The organism is Actinophytocola xanthii (assembly GCF_001921205.1).
Taxonomy (GTDB): domain Bacteria; phylum Actinomycetota; class Actinomycetes; order Mycobacteriales; family Pseudonocardiaceae; genus Actinophytocola; species Actinophytocola xanthii.
Map to the genome: position 1 here is coordinate 39330 of NZ_MSIE01000013.1, position 15323 is coordinate 54652.

Below are 15323 nucleotides of genomic sequence, written 5' to 3' on the forward strand. Positions count from 1 at the left end.
CTTCGCGCCGCCCCGGCGATTCGTTGCGTCAGCCGAGCTTGCTGATGATCTCCTCCCCGTAGGCGGTGAGCGTCTCCTCCCGCTGGTCGTGCATGAGATAGACGGCGAACTGGTCGACCCCCAGCTCGGCGAGCTCGCCCAGCCGGTCGACATGGGCCGAGGCGGGGCCGACCAGGCAGAACCGGTCGACGATCTCGTCGGGCACGAAGTCGGTCGACGGGTTGCCGGCCTTGCCGTGGTGGGCGTAGTCGTAGCCCTCCCGGCCCCGGATGTAGTCGGTCAGCTCGCGCGGCACCGGCCCGGACTCGCCGTACCGCGCGACCAGGTCGGCCACGTGGTTGCCGACCATGCCCCCGAACCAGCGCAGCTGGTCACGCTGGTGGGGGAGGTCGTCACCGACGTAGGCGGGGGCCGCGACGCACATCGTGATGCCACCCGGGTCCCGGCCGGCGGCGCGGGCCGCGGCCCGGACGGCGTCGATCGTCCACCGGGCGATCGCCGGGTCCGCGGTCTGCAGGATGAACCCGTCCGCGTGCTCGCCGACCATCGCCAGCGCCTTGGGACCGTAGGCGGCCATCCACATCTCCAGCCGCCCGTCGCGCACCCAGGGGATGCGCACCGGCGTGCCGTGCAGGACCGCCTCCCTGCCCTCGGCGAGCTCGCGGATCACGTGCATGGAGTCGCGCAGGACCGACAGCGAGGCGGGTCTCTGCCCGATGACCCGGCGGGCGGAGTCGCCGCGGCCGATCCCGCACACGGTGCGGTTGCCGAACATGTCGTTGAGCGTGGCGAACAGCGACGCGGTGACCGACCAGTCCCGGGTGGACGGGTTGGTCACCATGGGCCCGACGACCATCGACCGCGTGTTGGCCAGGATCTGCGAGTAGATGACGAACGGCTCCTGCCAGAGCACGCAGGAGTCGAACGTCCAGCCGTACCGGAAGCCCAGCTCCTCGGCCCGGCACATCAGGCGGACCACCTCGCGGGCCGGCGGGTCGGTCTGCAGCACCACTCCGAAGTCCATGCGTGTCCTTCCTAGACCAGGTACTGCGACAGCTCGCGGGACAGGAAGCGACCGTGGCCCTCCCGGCCGTGGAACGCGCCGCCGGAGACCACCACCGAACCCCGGGAGAGCACGGTCTCGACCCGGCCGGTGATCTCCATGCCCTCGTAGGCCGAGTAGTCCACGTTCATGTGGTGGGTCCGCGCCGAGATCGTCTGCCGGGCGACCGGGTCGTAGACCACGATGTCCGCGTCGGCCCCCGGTGCGATCACGCCCTTGCGCCCGTAGAGGCCGAACATCCTCGCCGGGGTCGCCGAGCAGACCTCCACCCAGCGGGCCAGCGTCAGCTCGCCGGCCACGACACCCTGGTGCAGCAGGTCCATCCGGTGCTCGACACCCGGCATCCCGTTCGGGATCTTCGAGAAGTCGCCCCGGCCCAGCTCCTTCTGGTCCACGAAGCAGAACGGGCAGTGGTCTGTCGACACGACCGACAGGTCGTTGGTGCGCAGCCCGCGCCACAGGTCGGCCTGGTGGTCCCGGGGCCGCAGCGGCGGCGACGCGACGTACTTCGAGCCCTCGAAGTCCGGCTTGGCGAGGTCCTCGATGGACAGGTAGAGGTACTGCGGGCAGGTCTCGGCGAACACGTTCTGGCCGGTGTTCCTGGCCGCCGCCACCGCCTCCAGGGCGTGCCGGGCCGAGAGGTGCACGATGTAGAGCGGCGCACCGGTCACCCGGGCCAGCTGGATCGCGCGGCTGGTGGCCTCGCCCTCCAGCTCCGGTGGCCGGGTGCGGCCGTGCTCGACCGGGTCGGTGCGCCCGGAGGCGAGCGCCTGGGCCACCAGCTCGTCGATCGCGATGCCGTTCTCCGCGTGCATCATGATCATCGAGCCGGTCTCGGTGGCCTTCTGCATCGCCCGCAGGATCTCGCCGTCGGTCGCGTAGAACACGCCGGGGTAGGCCATGAACATCTTGAAGCTGTTCACCCCGGCGTCGATGCAGGACTCCATCTCCTTGAGCGACTGGTCGTTCACGTCGGAGACGATCATGTGGAACCCGTAGTCGACGGCACACCTCCCGTCGGCCTTCTCGTGCCATTTGTCCAGGGTGGACAACAGCGAGGTGCCCTTCGTCTGCACCGCGAAGTCGATGATCGTGGTGGTACCGCCCCACGCGGCCGCGGCGGTGCCGGTGGCGAACGTGTCGGCGGAGAACGTCCCGCCGAAGGGCATCTCCATGTGGGTGTGCGCGTCGATGCCGCCGGGCAGCACATACCGGCCCTGCGCCTCGATGACCCGGTCTGCGGTGTCGAACAGGCCCGGCGCGGTCACCGCGGCGATGGTCTCCCCGTCCACCAGGACATCGGCCGCGAGCGCGCCGCCGGCGTTGACGACCGTCCCGTTGCGAATCAGCGTCCGCATCTACTGCCTTCCTATGCCGAGGTGAGCGGGCCGTAGGTGTCCGGTCGGCGGTCGCGGTAGAACTGCCAGAGGTCGCGCACCTCGGTGAGCTGCGCCATGTCCAGGTCGCGCACGACGACCTCGTCCTCGGTGTCCGAGGCGTACTCCCCGACCGCCTGACCGCGCGGATCGACGAAGTAGGACTGGCCGTAGAAGTCGTTGTCACCCAACGGCTCGACCCCGACCCGGTTGATCGTGCCGACGAAGTACTCGTTGGCCACCGCGGCCGCGGGCTGCTCCAGGCGCCACAGGTACTCCGAGAGCCCCCGGCTGGTGGCCGAGGGGTTGAACACGATCCGCGCGCCGCCCAGCCCGAGCGCCCGCCAACCCTCCGGGAAGTGCCGCTCGTAGCAGATGTAGACGCCGATCTTGCCCACCGCGGTGTCGAACACCGGGTAGCCGAGGTTGCCCGGCCGGAAGTAGAACTTCTCCCAGAAGCCCTTCACCTGCGGAATGTGGTTCTTGCGGTGCTTGCCGAGGTAGGTGCCGTCGGCGTCGATCACCGCCGCGGTGTTGTAGTAGACGCCCGGCTGCTCCTCCTCGTACATCGGCACGACCAGCACCATGTTGTGCCGCTCGGCCAGCTCGCACATCAGCTTCGTGGTCGGGCCGTCGGGGATCTGCTCGGTGTAGGAGTAGTAGTCGGCGTCCTGGACCTGGCAGAAGTACGGCCCGTAGAACAGCTCCTGCAGGCAGAGGACCTGGGCGCCCTGGGATGCGGCGGTGGCGATGTGCGCGACCGCGGCCGCGGTCATCGACTCCTTGTCGCCGGCCCAGCGCTGCTGGACCAGTGCCGCCCTGACGATCTCAGACACTGACCTCTCCTTCCTTGGCCGGCGCCGGTGACGGCGCGGCACGTCCGTTGCGACCCGCGGTCAGCAGCAGGTACACCAACGATGCTGCCACCAGACCGACGGCCCAGCTGTAGTCGTAGAAGCCTTTGAGGAACGGGATCAGCCCGTCGGTGGGGAACGGCCCGGCCGCGCCCTGCCTGGTGTAGGCGCCGCCGACCGCGAGCACGGCGCCGACCAGCGTCGCGACCAGCGCCGGGATGTTCCAGCCGCCGGAGAACCAGTAGCGGCCGCCCTCCTGGTACAGCGCGGCGAGGTCGATGTGGGTGCGGGCGCGCAGCCAGTACCCGGTGATCAGCACGCCGGCGACCGCGCCGAGCACACCGCCGTAGAACACCAGCCACCCGTTGATGTAGACGTCGGCGTTGGCCAACAGCCGCCAGGGCTGCAGGAGCACGCCGATGACCCCGGTCAGCAGCCCGCCGAGGGCGAAGCTGATCCGCCTGGGGAAGGCGTTGGAGAAGTCGTAGGACGGGCTGACAACGTTGGCCGCGAGGTTGGCCGAGATCGTCGCCAGCACCAGCGCTACCAGGGCGATGACCACGACGACCGGGCTGGAGAAGCGGGCCGCGAGCTGCGCCGGGTCCCAGATCTCCTCGCCGTAGAGCACCGCCCCGCCGGAGGTGGTCAGGATGGCGACGATCGCGATGAACGACATCGTCGTCGGCAGGCCGAGGATCTGCCCGCGCACCTGCTGGGACTGGGAGCCGCCGAAGCGGGTGAAGTCCGGCATGTTCAGCGAGAGCGTCGCCCAGAACGCGATCATCCCCATCAGCGAGGGCGCGAACACGCTCCAGAAGTCCGCGCCCCAGCCCAGCCGCGAGGGCCGTTCGAGGATCGGCCCGAGGCCGCCGGCCTTGATCAGCACGTAGGCCAGCAGGATCAGGAAGCCGACGGTGACTAGGGGCGCCGTCCAGTTCTCGAACCGGCGGACGGCCTCCATGCCGCGCCAGATGATGAGCATCTGGACCACCCAGAACACCGCGAACGACAGCCACAGCGTCAGCGGCTCGCCGGCCAGCTCGGGGGTGTCGGTCCAGCCGCTCCCGGCGAGCTTCCCGACGATCACGTAGATCGCCTGCCCGCCGACCCAGGTCTGGATGCCGAACCACCCGCAGGCGATGAACGCCCGCAGCAGCGCGGCGAGGTTCGCGCCGCGCACGCCGTAGAACGCCCTGGCGAAGACTGGGAACGGGATGCCGTAACGGGTCCCGGCATGGCTGTTGAGCAGCATCGGCAGCAGCACGATGATGTTGCCCAGGGTGATCGTGAGGAACGCCTGCACCCAGTCCATGCCGAGCAGGATCAGTCCGGAGGCGAGCAGGTAGCTGGGGATGTTGTGGGCCATGCCCATCCACAGCGCGAAGTAGTTGTAGGTGGTCCAGGTGCGTCGCTCGACCGGCACCGGGGCGAGCTCGTCGTTGTAGAAGCGGCTGTCACGGATGCCGGCGTGGTCGTCGAGATCGACCCGGCCGTCCGGGAGGGTGCTCTGCGCCATCCCGGCATCGTGGGCTCACCCCGGCCCGGCAGGCAGTGTCACTGTGTTCACTGTTGTCATGGTCGGTGGGCATTCTGCCAATTGCGGCCCGGTGTTCCTCCGTGCCGGCCGGCCCGGGTGTTACCGGCGGGCGACGCCCAGGTCACGGGCAGGACGCGGGCGGGCCGGCGTGCTCAGAGCTGGTCGAGCAGCCAGCGCGGCCCGGCGACCTCGGCGCCGGCCGCCGTGCACCTGGCGCGCAGGGCGCGGTCGGCGGTGACCACCAGGCACAGCGCGGTCGGGTCCGTGGCGACCGTCTCCTCGACGGTCGCCACGATCTGGTCGTCGCCCTCGTGCGGGGCCTCGACCACCCGGACGGTGGTCGTCGCGCCGGTGCCGATGCCCCGCGCCCGGCCCTCCACGACCAGGACCCGCTCGGGGAACGCGAGGTCGAACGGCCCCATCCCACGCAGTGCCGGCACCGCGTCGACCTCGTCGCGCAGCCGGGCCGCGGCGCCGGCCCGGTCGCGCCACCACCCGTCGGCCCGCGAGCCCATCACGTTCGCCACGTCCACCACCAGCACCGGCCGGCGCAGGCCGGGGCGAACCCGCGGCCAGGACGCGGCGAACGGCGGGAACAGCTCCCGCGCGACCACCTCGTCCACCGGGACCCAGGCCGCGCCGCGCGACTCCCAGGACGAGGGTCCGACCTCGACCATGGCGGGTACGGTGCCGATCACCGTGTCGTAGGCCCAGCCGCCGTGGTCCTCGTGCAGCAGGCCGTGCACGGTCACCGCGGAGACGTCCAGGGTGGACTCCTCGGTGGTCTCGCGCAGCGCCGCCTCGACGGCGGACTCGTCGCGCTCGCGCGCGCCGCCGAACACGCCCCAGGTGTTGCCGCCCAGGGTGATCGCGGCGCGTTGCTGCAGCAGGACGTGCCCGTCGCAGAAGGGCAGCAGCCCGGCCGCGCCGAACCGGCCCCAGTGGACGTGCCCGCGCCCGCACCGGACGAACCGGTCCCCGTTGCTCATCGCTCCCCGATCTCGTTCACCAGCAGCGCGACATGCAGCGAGAGCACCGACTCCGGGTCCTCCAGCGACACTCCGAGGACCTGCTCGACCCGGGCCAGCTGCTGGTAGTAGGCCGTGCGCGACATGTGCGCCGCGGCCGCGGCGGCGGACTTGTTGCCGCCGTGCGCACAGAAGTGCCGCAGCGCGTCGAGCAGGCGGCCGGCGTTGGCCGCGTCCCGGGCCAGCAGGGGACCGAGCTCCCGCTCGGCGAACGCGACCACCCGGTCGTCGTCGGCCAGCAGGTGCAGCAGCCCGCGCAGCCGCACGTCGTCGAGGCGGTGGTAGGGCCGCTGGTGCGGGGCGCGCAGCGCCGCCTTCGCCACCTGCGCGGCCTCCACGAGGCTGCGCCGGGCGTCGGCCACCGCGTGCACCGTCGTGCCCAGCGCGACGACGACCGAGGGCGCCGCCGCGGCGGCCTGGTGCAGCTGCGCGGCCAGCCGCCGCACCACCGCGTCGGCGTCGGCCTGCGGGGTGAGCGAGAGCAGGGCCCGGACCGAGATGTCGTCCACCACCCCGACCAGGGCGGCGACCCGGGCGCGGCGCGCGGCGAGCGCCGTCGCCTCGGCGAGGTCCCGCAGCACCTCCTGGGTGGCCATGGCGGGGGTGGCCGCCACCTCCGCCGGCCGCACCGACATCCCGAGCAACTGCCGGCGCTCCAGCGGCACGCCGAGCGCCTCCGCCCTGGCGACCAGGTCCGCCGGCGCCGCGGGCGAGGCGAGCAGCTCGGTCAGCACCGTGCGGTGCGCGTGCCGCTCCAGGCTCTCCCGGTCCCGGGCCACCAGCCGGTGCACCGCCAGCGCCGACGCGGCCCGCTCGGCGATCACGACCAGGCGGTGCGCCGGCTCCTCCGGGCTCACCAGCACCAGCCGACCCCAGTCGTTGCCGCGCGCGCCCACCACCGTGACCAGCCAGCCCGTGCCGGGGTCGTAGCTGGTGCGCGCCGTGCTGGTGACCGCACGGGACCGGGCGGCCCAGTCCGCGACCAGCTCGCGCGGGTCTGTGCCGGCGGCGTCGTAGGCCAGCACGTCGTGGCCGAGGGTCTCGAGCACGACCGGGAGCCCGGAGGCCCGCGCGACCTCGCCGAGCACCTCGGCCGGCTCGGCGCCGGCGACGGTCAGCGCGGTGAACGTCTCGTGCACCCGTTCCGCCGCCCGCAGCTCGGCCACCTGCGCGTCCACGATCAGCCCGACCACCGCCTCGGTGACCGCCACGAACCGGGTCTCCCGGGACAGCGTGACCAGCGGCAGCCCGTGCCGCTCCGCGGCGGCCACCAGCGCCGGCGGGAGAGCGTGGCTCCAGTGCCGCACCAGCTCGACCACCACGCCGACGACGCCGGCGCCCGCCAGCTCCTCGACGTAGGCGCTCAGCGCGTCCGGGTCGTCGGGCAGGGCGATCCCGGTGGTCAGGACCAGCTCGCCGCCGCGCAGCAGCGGGGCGATGTCGGCGATCTCGGCGACGTGCACCCAGCGCACGCGCCGGTCCAGCCCGGCGGTACCGGCGACCACCGTCGCCAGCCCCTGCCGGATCACCGGCAGGGCCAGCACGTCGGAGACGGTCGGGTACATGTTGTGCACACTCTACGGCCGCGGCGATACAGACTGTCCATGGCGCGCCGGGTCCCGCCCGTACAGACTCGGGGCATGGCCGAACCGAGTCTCCTCGACCGCCACCGCGCGGTACTGCCCACCTGGCTCGCCCTGTACTACGACGAGCCGCTGGAGATCGTGCACGGGCACGGCCGGCGGGTCACCGACTCCACGGGCCGGACCTACCTCGACTTCTTCGCCGGCATCCTGACCAACGCGATCGGCTACGACGTCGCCGAGATCAGCGACGCGGTACGCAAGCAACTCGACTCCGGCATCCTGCACACCTCGACGCTGTACCTGATTCGCAGCCAGGTCGAGCTGGCCGAGCGGATCGCGGCGCTCTCCGGGATCCCCGACGCCAAGGTCTTCTTCACCAACTCCGGGACCGAGGCCAACGAGACCGCGCTGATGCTCGCCACCCAGTACCGGCGCAGCAACCAGGTCCTGGCGCTGCGCAACTCCTACCACGGCCGTGCCTTCGCCACGGTCGGCGTCACCGGCAACCGCGGCTGGTCGGCCTCCGCCCTGTCCCCGGTGAAGGTGTCCTATGTGCACGGTGGCTACCGCTACCGCAGCCCGTTCGCCGGGCTGTCCGACGAGGACTACATCAGGGCCTGTACCGATGACCTGCGCGACGTGCTCGCCACCGGCACCTCCGGCGACGTCGCCTGCATGATCGTCGAGCCGATCCAGGGCGTCGGCGGGTTCTCCCTGCCGCCGGACGGGCTGTTCGCGAGCTTCGCCGAGGTGTTGGCCGAGCACGGGATCCTGTTCGTCTCCGACGAGGTGCAGACCGGCTGGGGGCGCACCGGCGAGCACTTCTGGGGCATCGGCGCGCACGGGGTGACCCCGGACATGATGACCTTCGCGAAGGGACTGGGCAACGGCCTGGCCATCGGCGGCGTGGTGGCCCGCGGCGAGGTCATGGACTCCCTCGGCGCCAACTCCATCTCGACCTTCGGCGGAAACCCGGTGTCCACCGTGGGCGCCCGGGCCGTGCTCGACTACCTGGTCGACCACGACCTGCAGGCCAACGCGGCGACGCTCGGCGCGAGGCTGCTGGCGGGTCTGCGGGAGAGCGCCGGGCGTCACCCGGTCGTCGGCGACGTGCGTGGCAAGGGGCTGATGGTCGGCGTCGAGCTGGTCGAGCCCGGGACCACCACGCCGGCGCCTGCCGCCGCGGTGACCGTGCTCGAGGAGGCCCGGCGGCTGGGGCTGCTGGTGGGCAAGGGCGGTCTGCACAACAACGTCATCCGCCTCGCGCCGCCGATGACGCTGACCGCCGAGGAGCTGGACGAGGCGCTCGGGATACTGGACGCGGCCATCGCCGCGGCGGACGGGAGCGGGCGATGACGGCGCGGATCAGCCACTGGATCGACGGCAAGCCCTGGGCCGGGGTCGCGCAACGGCACGGCGAGGTGTACGACCCGGCCACCGGTGAGGTCCGCGCGCACGTCGACTTCGCCGCCGGTGCCGAGGTGGATGAGGCGGTGGCGGCCGCGGCGCGTGCCTTCCCCGCCTGGCGCGACACCTCGCTCGCCGCCCGGTCGCGCGTGCTGTTCGCCTTCCGCGAGTTGCTGGACCGCAACCGTGACGAGCTCGCCGCGATCGTGACCGCCGAGCACGGCAAGGTGCTCGACGACGCGGCCGGCGAGGTGCAGCGCGGGCTGGAGAACGTGGAGTTCGCCTGCGGCGTCCCGGCGTTGCTCAAGGGCGGGTTCTCGGAGAACGCCTCGACCCGCGTCGACGTGTACTCGATCCGCCAGCCGCTCGGCGTCGTCGGGGTGATCTCCCCGTTCAACTTCCCGGCGATGGTGCCGCTCTGGTTCGTGCCCAACGCGATCGCGTGCGGCAACACGGTCGTGCTCAAGCCGAGCGAGAAGGACCCGTCGGCGGCGAACTTCCTGGCCGAGCTGTGGGCGCGGGCCGGTCTGCCCGACGGCGTCCTGAACGTGGTGCACGGGGACAAGGTCGCGGTGGACGGCCTGCTGACCCATCCGGGTGTCCGCGGCGTCTCGTTCGTGGGCTCGACGCCGGTCGCCCGGCACGTCTACGAGACCGGGACCGCCAACGGCAAGCGGGTCCAGGCGCTGGGCGGGGCGAAGAACCACATGGTCGTGCTGCCCGACGCCGACCTCGACCTGGCCGCGGATGCCGCCGTCTCGGCCGGCTTCGGGTCGGCGGGGGAGCGGTGCATGGCCGTCTCGGTGGTCGTGGCGGTCGACCCGGTCGGCGACGAGCTGGTCGAGAAGGTGCGGTCCCGGATGGCCGCGCTGCGGGTCGGTGACGGCCGCCGCCCGGGCTGCGAGATGGGGCCGCTGGTCACCCGCGGACACCGGGACAAGGTCGCCTCCTACCTCGACGCCGGCGTCGAGGCCGGCGCCTCGCTGGTCGTGGACGGGCGCGACCACCCGGTCGACGGGGGGCCGGACGGGTTCTGGCTCGGGCCGACCCTGTTCGACGACGTCCGGCCGGAGATGTCGGTCTACACCGACGAGATCTTCGGACCGGTGCTGTCGGTGGTGCGGGTGCCGACCTACGAGGCGGCGGTGGAGCTGATCAACGACAATCCGTACGGCAACGGCACGGCGATCTTCACCAACGACGGCGGGGCGGCCCGGCGGTTCCAGAACGAGGTCGAGGTCGGCATGGTCGGGGTGAACGTGCCGATCCCGGTCCCGGTCGGCTACTACTCCTTCGGCGGGTGGAAGGCGTCGCTGTTCGGCGACTCGCACGCCTACGGACCGGACGGGCTGCACTTCTTCACCAGGACGAAGGTCGTCACCAGTCGCTGGCTGGATCCGTCACACGGCGGGGTGAACCTCGGCTTCCCGCGCAATGATTAACACGTGTTCGAGAACTTCACCCTGGACCGGATCGACACCGGAGAGGTGACGCTGCGGGTGCGGCACGGCGGGCAGGGCTCCCCCGTGCTGCTCCTGCACGGTCACCCGCGCACTCACACCACCTGGCACCGGGTCGCACCGCTGCTGGCCGAACGGCACACGGTCGTGTGCCCCGACCTGCGTGGCTACGGGCGGTCGGACAAGCCGGAGACCACCCCGGACCACGCGCCCTACGCCAAGCGCGCCATGGCGCGGGACATGCTCTCACTCATGCGCGGGCTCGGCCACGAGCGGTTCGCCGTGGTCGGCCACGACCGCGGCAGCTATGTCGCGTTCCGGCTGGCGATGGACCACCCCGAGGCGGCGACCGCGCTCGCCGTGCTGGACAGCGTGCCGATCGGCGAGGCGCTGGCCCGCTGCGACGCCAGGTTCGCCCACGACTGGTTCCACTGGTTCTTCTTCGCCCAGCCCGAGAAGCCGGAGCGGGCGATCATGGCCGACCCGGACGCCTGGTACAACGTGGGCCGGCGCAACACCCCGGAGCGGCTGGGCGAGGAGAACTTCGCCGACTTCCGCGCGGCCATCCACGACCCGGCGACGGTCCGGGCGATGCTGGAGGACTACCGCGCCGGCCTCGGCGTGGACCGCGCCGCCGACGACGCCGACCGCGCGGCCGGCCGGACCGTCGCCTGCCCCACGCTGGTCGCCTGGTCCGCCCACGACGACCTCGAGGACATTTACGGCGACGTGCTGGCGGTGTGGCGGCCGTGGACACCCGACCTGCGCGGCGCGGTGATCGACTCCGGGCACCACATGGCCGAGGAGGCACCAGAGCAGCTGGCCGAGGTCCTGCTCGACTTCCTCCCACGGTAGCCACCGCGGGGCGGCGGGTTCAGCGAACGCCGTGGAAGTTCTTGGCGCTCCCTTTGCCGGCTCACAGGGAACTCCCAGCCGGCGGTCGCACCGTGGAGCCATGACCGAGACCTACCTGCCGCCCCGCCAGCCGCCCGTCCCGCCGTGGACCGGCACCACCCAGAACTACCTGCCGCCGCTGCCCCCGCAGCCGCCCAAGCGCAACCGCCTGCGCCACCGCACGGTCGCCCTGCTCGCCGCCGCCACCCTCGCCGCGGGCGGGATCGGCGGTACCGTCGGCGCCCTGATCGGTGACGACGGCGCGACCGCGACGACCACGACGGCGACCCCGACCACCGCCACCACCGACACGGCCACCGAGCCGACCGACGTCAGCGACGTCGTCGCGCGGGTCGCGGCGAGCGTCGTCCAGGTCAACGTGACGCTCGCCGGGGGTGAGGGCCTCGGCTCCGGGGTGATCGTGGGCTCCGACGGCCGCATCCTCACCAACAACCACGTCGTGGCCGGCGCGGAGCGGATCACCGTGACCCTCGCCGACGGACGCACGGTGGACGCCACCGTCGAGGGCACCGACCCCTCGAGCGACCTCGCCGTCATCCAGGCCCAGGGCGTGTCCGGGCTGACCGCCGCCACGTTCGCCGACTCCGACGCCGTGGAGGTCGGCGACGAGGTGATCGCGATCGGGTCCCCGGGCGGGCTGCAGGGCACGGTCACGACGGGCATCGTCAGCGCGCTCGACCGCGAGGTGACGGTCTCGGGCGAGGAGCAGCGGCAGAGCCCGCTCCAACCCCAGCGCCAGGCCGCCGACACCGTGACCTACCACGCGATCCAGACCGACGCCTCGATCAACCAGGGCAACTCGGGCGGTCCGCTGTTCGACGCCGAGGGACGGGTGATCGGCATCAACTCCGCCATCTACTCACCGGTGTCCGGGCCCGACGGCTCGGCCGGCAGCGTCGGCATCGGCTTCGCGATCCCCGCCAACACCGCCCAGCAGCTGCTCAGCCAGCTCTGAGCCCGCGTCGTCGGTCCGACGTCATAGGGTGCTGGGGTGACCAACGACAGCTCTTTCCTGCGGCTGCAGGCCAGGACCCAGCGGTTCACCCTCGGCACCCCCCGCGGTTTCCAGGTGTCGCCGGACGGCGAGCGCGTGCTGTTCCTGCGTTCCTCCTCCGGCGAGGACCGCCAGCACATCCTCTGGCGGCTCGACCTGGCCACCGGCACCGAGACGCGGCTCGCCGACCCGGCCGTGCTGCTCGGCGGCGGCGGCGAGCAGCTGCCGCCGGAGGAGCGGGCCCGCCGCGAACGCAGCCGCGAGCAGGGTGGGGGCGTGGTCGGCAACGCCACCGACGCCGCCGCGCGGGTGGTCGCGTTCGCCCTGTCCGGCAGGCTGTTCGTGGCCGACGCGGTCAGCGGCGAGGTCCGGGAGCTGCCGACGGCGGCGGGGGTGATCGACCCCCGTCCCGACCCCACCGGGACCCACGTCGCCTACATCCGGGACGACGCGCTGCGGGTGGTCGGCGTGGACGGTGCCGGCGACCGCGTGCTCGCCGAGCCGGAGGGCCCGGACCGGGCGTGTGGCCTCGCCGAGTTCGTCGCCGCGGAGGAGATGGGCCGGTCCCGCGGGTTCTGGTGGTCCCCGGAGGGCGACCGGCTGCTCGTCGCGCTGACCGACCGCCGGCCGGTGCGACGCTGGCACATCTCCGACCCGGCCAACCCCGAGGCACCGCCCACCGTCGTGTCCTACCCGGCCGCCGGCACCGACAACGTCGAGGTCCGGCTGGCCGTCGTGGGTCTGGACGGGAGCCGGGTCGACGTCGACTGGAACAACCGGGAGCTGCCGTACCTGGTCACCGTGCACTGGTCGGCGGCGGGTCCGCCGCTGATCGCCGTGCAGACCCGCGACCAGCGGCGGATGCAGGTCCGCTCGGTCGACCCGGACACCGGTGCCACCGAGCTGCTCGCCGAGGACGTCGACGAGCGCTGGGTGGACATCGTGCCCGGCGTGCCGGCCTGGACCAGCGACGGGCGTCTCGTGCGGGTCGTCCCCTCCGCCGACGCCAACCGCGTGGTGGTGGACGGCGAGGAGGTCACCCCACCCGAGCTGCGGGTGCGCGCCGTGCTCGACGTCGGCGAGGACGTGCTGTTCACCGCCTCGGCGCAGGACCCGACCCAGGTGCACGTCTACCGCACCGGCCCGCGGGTGACCCGGCTGTCCACAACGGACGGCGTGCACGGCGCGGTCCGCGGCGGCGAGGTGACCGTGCTCTCCTCCTGGTCGCTCGACCACGCCGGGCCGGTGGTCCGCGTGCTGCGCGGCGACACCCCGGTCGGCGAGGTCGCCTCGCTGGCCGTCGACCCCGGCGTCACGCCCGACGTCCGCCTGCTGGAGCTCGGCGAGCGGCGGTTGCGCGCGGCGCTGCTGTTCCCGACCGGGCACGTGCCGGGCAGCCGCCGGCTGCCGGTCCTGCTCGACCCCTACGGCGGCCCGCACGCCCAGCGCGTGCTGTCCAGCCGCAACGCCTTCCTCGGCCCGCAGTGGTTGGCCGACCAGGGTTTCGCCGTGCTGATCGCGGACGGCCGGGGCACCCCGGGCCGGGGCTGGGCCTGGGAGCGGGAGCTGGCCTTCGAGCCGGCCGAGGTGACCCTCACCGACCAGGTCGACGCGCTGCAGGCGGCCGCCGAGCGCTACCCGGACGACCTCGACCTGTCCGCGGTGGCCATCCGCGGCTGGTCCTACGGCGGCTACCTGGCCGCGCTGGCCGTGCTGCGCCGCCCCGACGTCTTCCACGCGGCCATCGCCGGCGCGCCGGTGACCGACTGGGCGCTCTACGACACCCACTACAGCGAGCGCTACCTCGGCCACCCCGACGAGAACCCCGAGGCCTACGCCCGCAACTCCCTCATCGACGACGCACCGGGTCTGCGCCGCCCGCTGCTGATCATCCACGGCCTCGCCGACGACAACGTCGTGGTCGCCCACTCGGTGCGCCTCTCGGCCGCCCTGGTCGCCGCCGGCCGCCCGCACGCGCTACTGCCGCTGCCCGGCGTGACCCACATGACCCCCCAGGACGACGAGGTGGCCGAGAACTTCATGACCATGCAGGTCCGCTGGCTCCGCGACGCCCTCGCCCTCGACACCCGCGTCCCCGCCACAGCAGGAGCAACTCGATGACCAACTGGGGCATTACATTGCCGTTGACCGGTGTGCCGTTGGCGGCTCATCGGGATCTGGTGCGGGAGCTGCCCGACCTCGGCTACACCGACGTCTGGTCGGCCGAGACGGCGGGCACCGACGCGTTCACCCCGCTGGCGCTGGCCAGCGAGTGGGCGCCGGGGCTGCGGCTGGGCACGGCCATCGCCCCCGTGCACACCCGCGGCCCGGGCCTGCTCGCCATGCAGGCGGCGACGATCGCCGAGCTGGCGCCGGGCAGGTTCGTGCTCGGCGTCGGCACCTCCACGCCGACGATCGTGACCGGCTGGAACGCCGTGCCGTTCGCCGCGCCGTACGGGCGCGCGCGCGACACCATCCGCTTCCTGCGGGCGGCGCTGGTGGGCGACAAGGTGACCCAGGACTACGAGACGTTCTCGGTGTCGCGGTTCCGGCTGGAGCGCCCGCCGACCCCGCCGCCGCCGATCCTGCTGGCGGCGCTGCGCCCGGGGATGCTGCGCCTGGCCGCCCGGGAGGCCGACGGGGCGATCACGAACTGGCTGGCGCCCTCGGACGTGCCCACGGTGCGGGCCGAGCTCGGCCCCGGCAGGGAGCTCGTGGCCAGGATCTTCGTCTGTCCCACCGAGGACGCCGAGGCCGCCCGGGGCCTGGGCCGGATGTTGATCAGCACGTACCTGACGGTGCCGGTGTACGCGGCGTTCCACGAGTGGCTGGGCCGCGGCGAGGCGCTGGCGCCCATGCACGAGGCGTGGGCCGCACGCGACCGGGCCGGGGCCGCGGCGGCGATCCCGGACGAGGTGGTCGACGAGCTGGTCGTGCACGGGTCGTTCGAGCGGTGCCGGGAGCGCGTCGCCGCCTATCGCGAGTCCGGGGTGGACACCCCGGTGATCTCCGTCCTGCCGACGGGCGCCGACCCGCTGCAGCTGGTGCGGTCGCTGGCGCTCTGACCACCGGCCGTATTCTGGCTCGAGTTAGGTGAGCCTAA

General features: G+C 72.8%; 12 protein-coding genes. 6 read left to right on the forward strand and 6 right to left on the reverse strand.

What is annotated here, in order from left to right:
• Positions 1 to 28: 28 nt before the first annotated feature.
• The 6 genes from BU204_RS08785 to BU204_RS08810 all read right to left on the reverse strand — a co-directional run bounded on the left by BU204_RS08785 (position 29) and on the right by BU204_RS08810 (position 7423).
• Positions 29 to 1024 carry a TIGR03842 family LLM class F420-dependent oxidoreductase gene (locus BU204_RS08785; protein WP_075125089.1) on the reverse strand — a complete coding sequence of 332 codons (996 nt, stop codon included), beginning with the start codon at positions 1022 to 1024 and terminating at the stop codon, positions 29 to 31.
• 11 nt (positions 1025 to 1035) lie between these two features.
• Positions 1036 to 2421, reverse strand: coding sequence for a dihydropyrimidinase (hydA, locus tag BU204_RS08790; protein ID WP_075125090.1), 1386 nt, complete (start codon positions 2419 to 2421; stop codon positions 1036 to 1038).
• 11 nt (positions 2422 to 2432) lie between these two features.
• Positions 2433 to 3275, reverse strand: coding sequence for a nitrilase-related carbon-nitrogen hydrolase (locus tag BU204_RS08795; RefSeq protein ID WP_075125091.1), 843 nt, complete (start codon positions 3273 to 3275; stop codon positions 2433 to 2435).
• Positions 3268 to 4809 (reverse strand): NCS1 family nucleobase:cation symporter-1, encoded by a 1542-nt coding sequence (locus BU204_RS08800; protein ID WP_075125092.1) that lies wholly within the window; start codon positions 4807 to 4809, stop codon positions 3268 to 3270. The genes BU204_RS08795 and BU204_RS08800 overlap by 8 nt, the downstream gene beginning before the upstream one ends.
• A gap of 173 nt (positions 4810 to 4982) precedes the next feature.
• On the reverse strand, positions 4983 to 5819 hold the full coding sequence (locus tag BU204_RS08805) for an NUDIX domain-containing protein (protein ID WP_075125093.1): 837 nt from the start codon (positions 5817 to 5819) through the stop codon (positions 4983 to 4985).
• On the reverse strand, positions 5816 to 7423 hold the full coding sequence (locus tag BU204_RS08810; protein WP_075125187.1) for a PucR family transcriptional regulator: 1608 nt from the start codon (positions 7421 to 7423) through the stop codon (positions 5816 to 5818). The genes BU204_RS08805 and BU204_RS08810 overlap by 4 nt, the downstream gene beginning before the upstream one ends.
• Before the next feature lie 75 nt (positions 7424 to 7498).
• On the opposite strand from BU204_RS08810, the gene BU204_RS08815 reads away from it, so the two are divergent.
• The 6 genes from BU204_RS08815 to BU204_RS08840 all read left to right on the forward strand — a co-directional run bounded on the left by BU204_RS08815 (position 7499) and on the right by BU204_RS08840 (position 15285).
• A complete protein-coding gene (locus BU204_RS08815; protein ID WP_075125094.1) occupies positions 7499 to 8800 on the forward strand; it encodes an aspartate aminotransferase family protein in 1302 nt (433 codons plus the stop codon).
• On the forward strand, positions 8797 to 10293 hold the full coding sequence (locus BU204_RS08820) for a CoA-acylating methylmalonate-semialdehyde dehydrogenase (RefSeq protein WP_075125095.1): 1497 nt from the start codon (positions 8797 to 8799) through the stop codon (positions 10291 to 10293). The genes BU204_RS08815 and BU204_RS08820 overlap by 4 nt, the downstream gene beginning before the upstream one ends.
• Before the next feature lie 3 nt (positions 10294 to 10296).
• Positions 10297 to 11166 carry an alpha/beta fold hydrolase gene (locus BU204_RS08825; protein WP_075125096.1) on the forward strand — a complete coding sequence of 290 codons (870 nt, stop codon included), beginning with the start codon at positions 10297 to 10299 and terminating at the stop codon, positions 11164 to 11166.
• A gap of 100 nt (positions 11167 to 11266) precedes the next feature.
• Positions 11267 to 12181 carry a S1C family serine protease gene (locus BU204_RS08830; protein ID WP_075125097.1) on the forward strand — a complete coding sequence of 305 codons (915 nt, stop codon included), beginning with the start codon at positions 11267 to 11269 and terminating at the stop codon, positions 12179 to 12181.
• Between the two features lie 36 nt (positions 12182 to 12217).
• Positions 12218 to 14341, forward strand: a complete 2124-nt coding sequence (locus BU204_RS08835; protein ID WP_075125098.1) for a S9 family peptidase — start codon at positions 12218 to 12220, stop codon at positions 14339 to 14341.
• The gene (locus tag BU204_RS08840) at positions 14338 to 15285 is read left to right on the forward strand and encodes an LLM class F420-dependent oxidoreductase (RefSeq protein WP_075125099.1); all 948 of its coding nucleotides are present in this window, start codon (positions 14338 to 14340) and stop codon (positions 15283 to 15285) included. The genes BU204_RS08835 and BU204_RS08840 overlap by 4 nt, the downstream gene beginning before the upstream one ends.
• Positions 15286 to 15323: the final 38 nt, after the last annotated feature.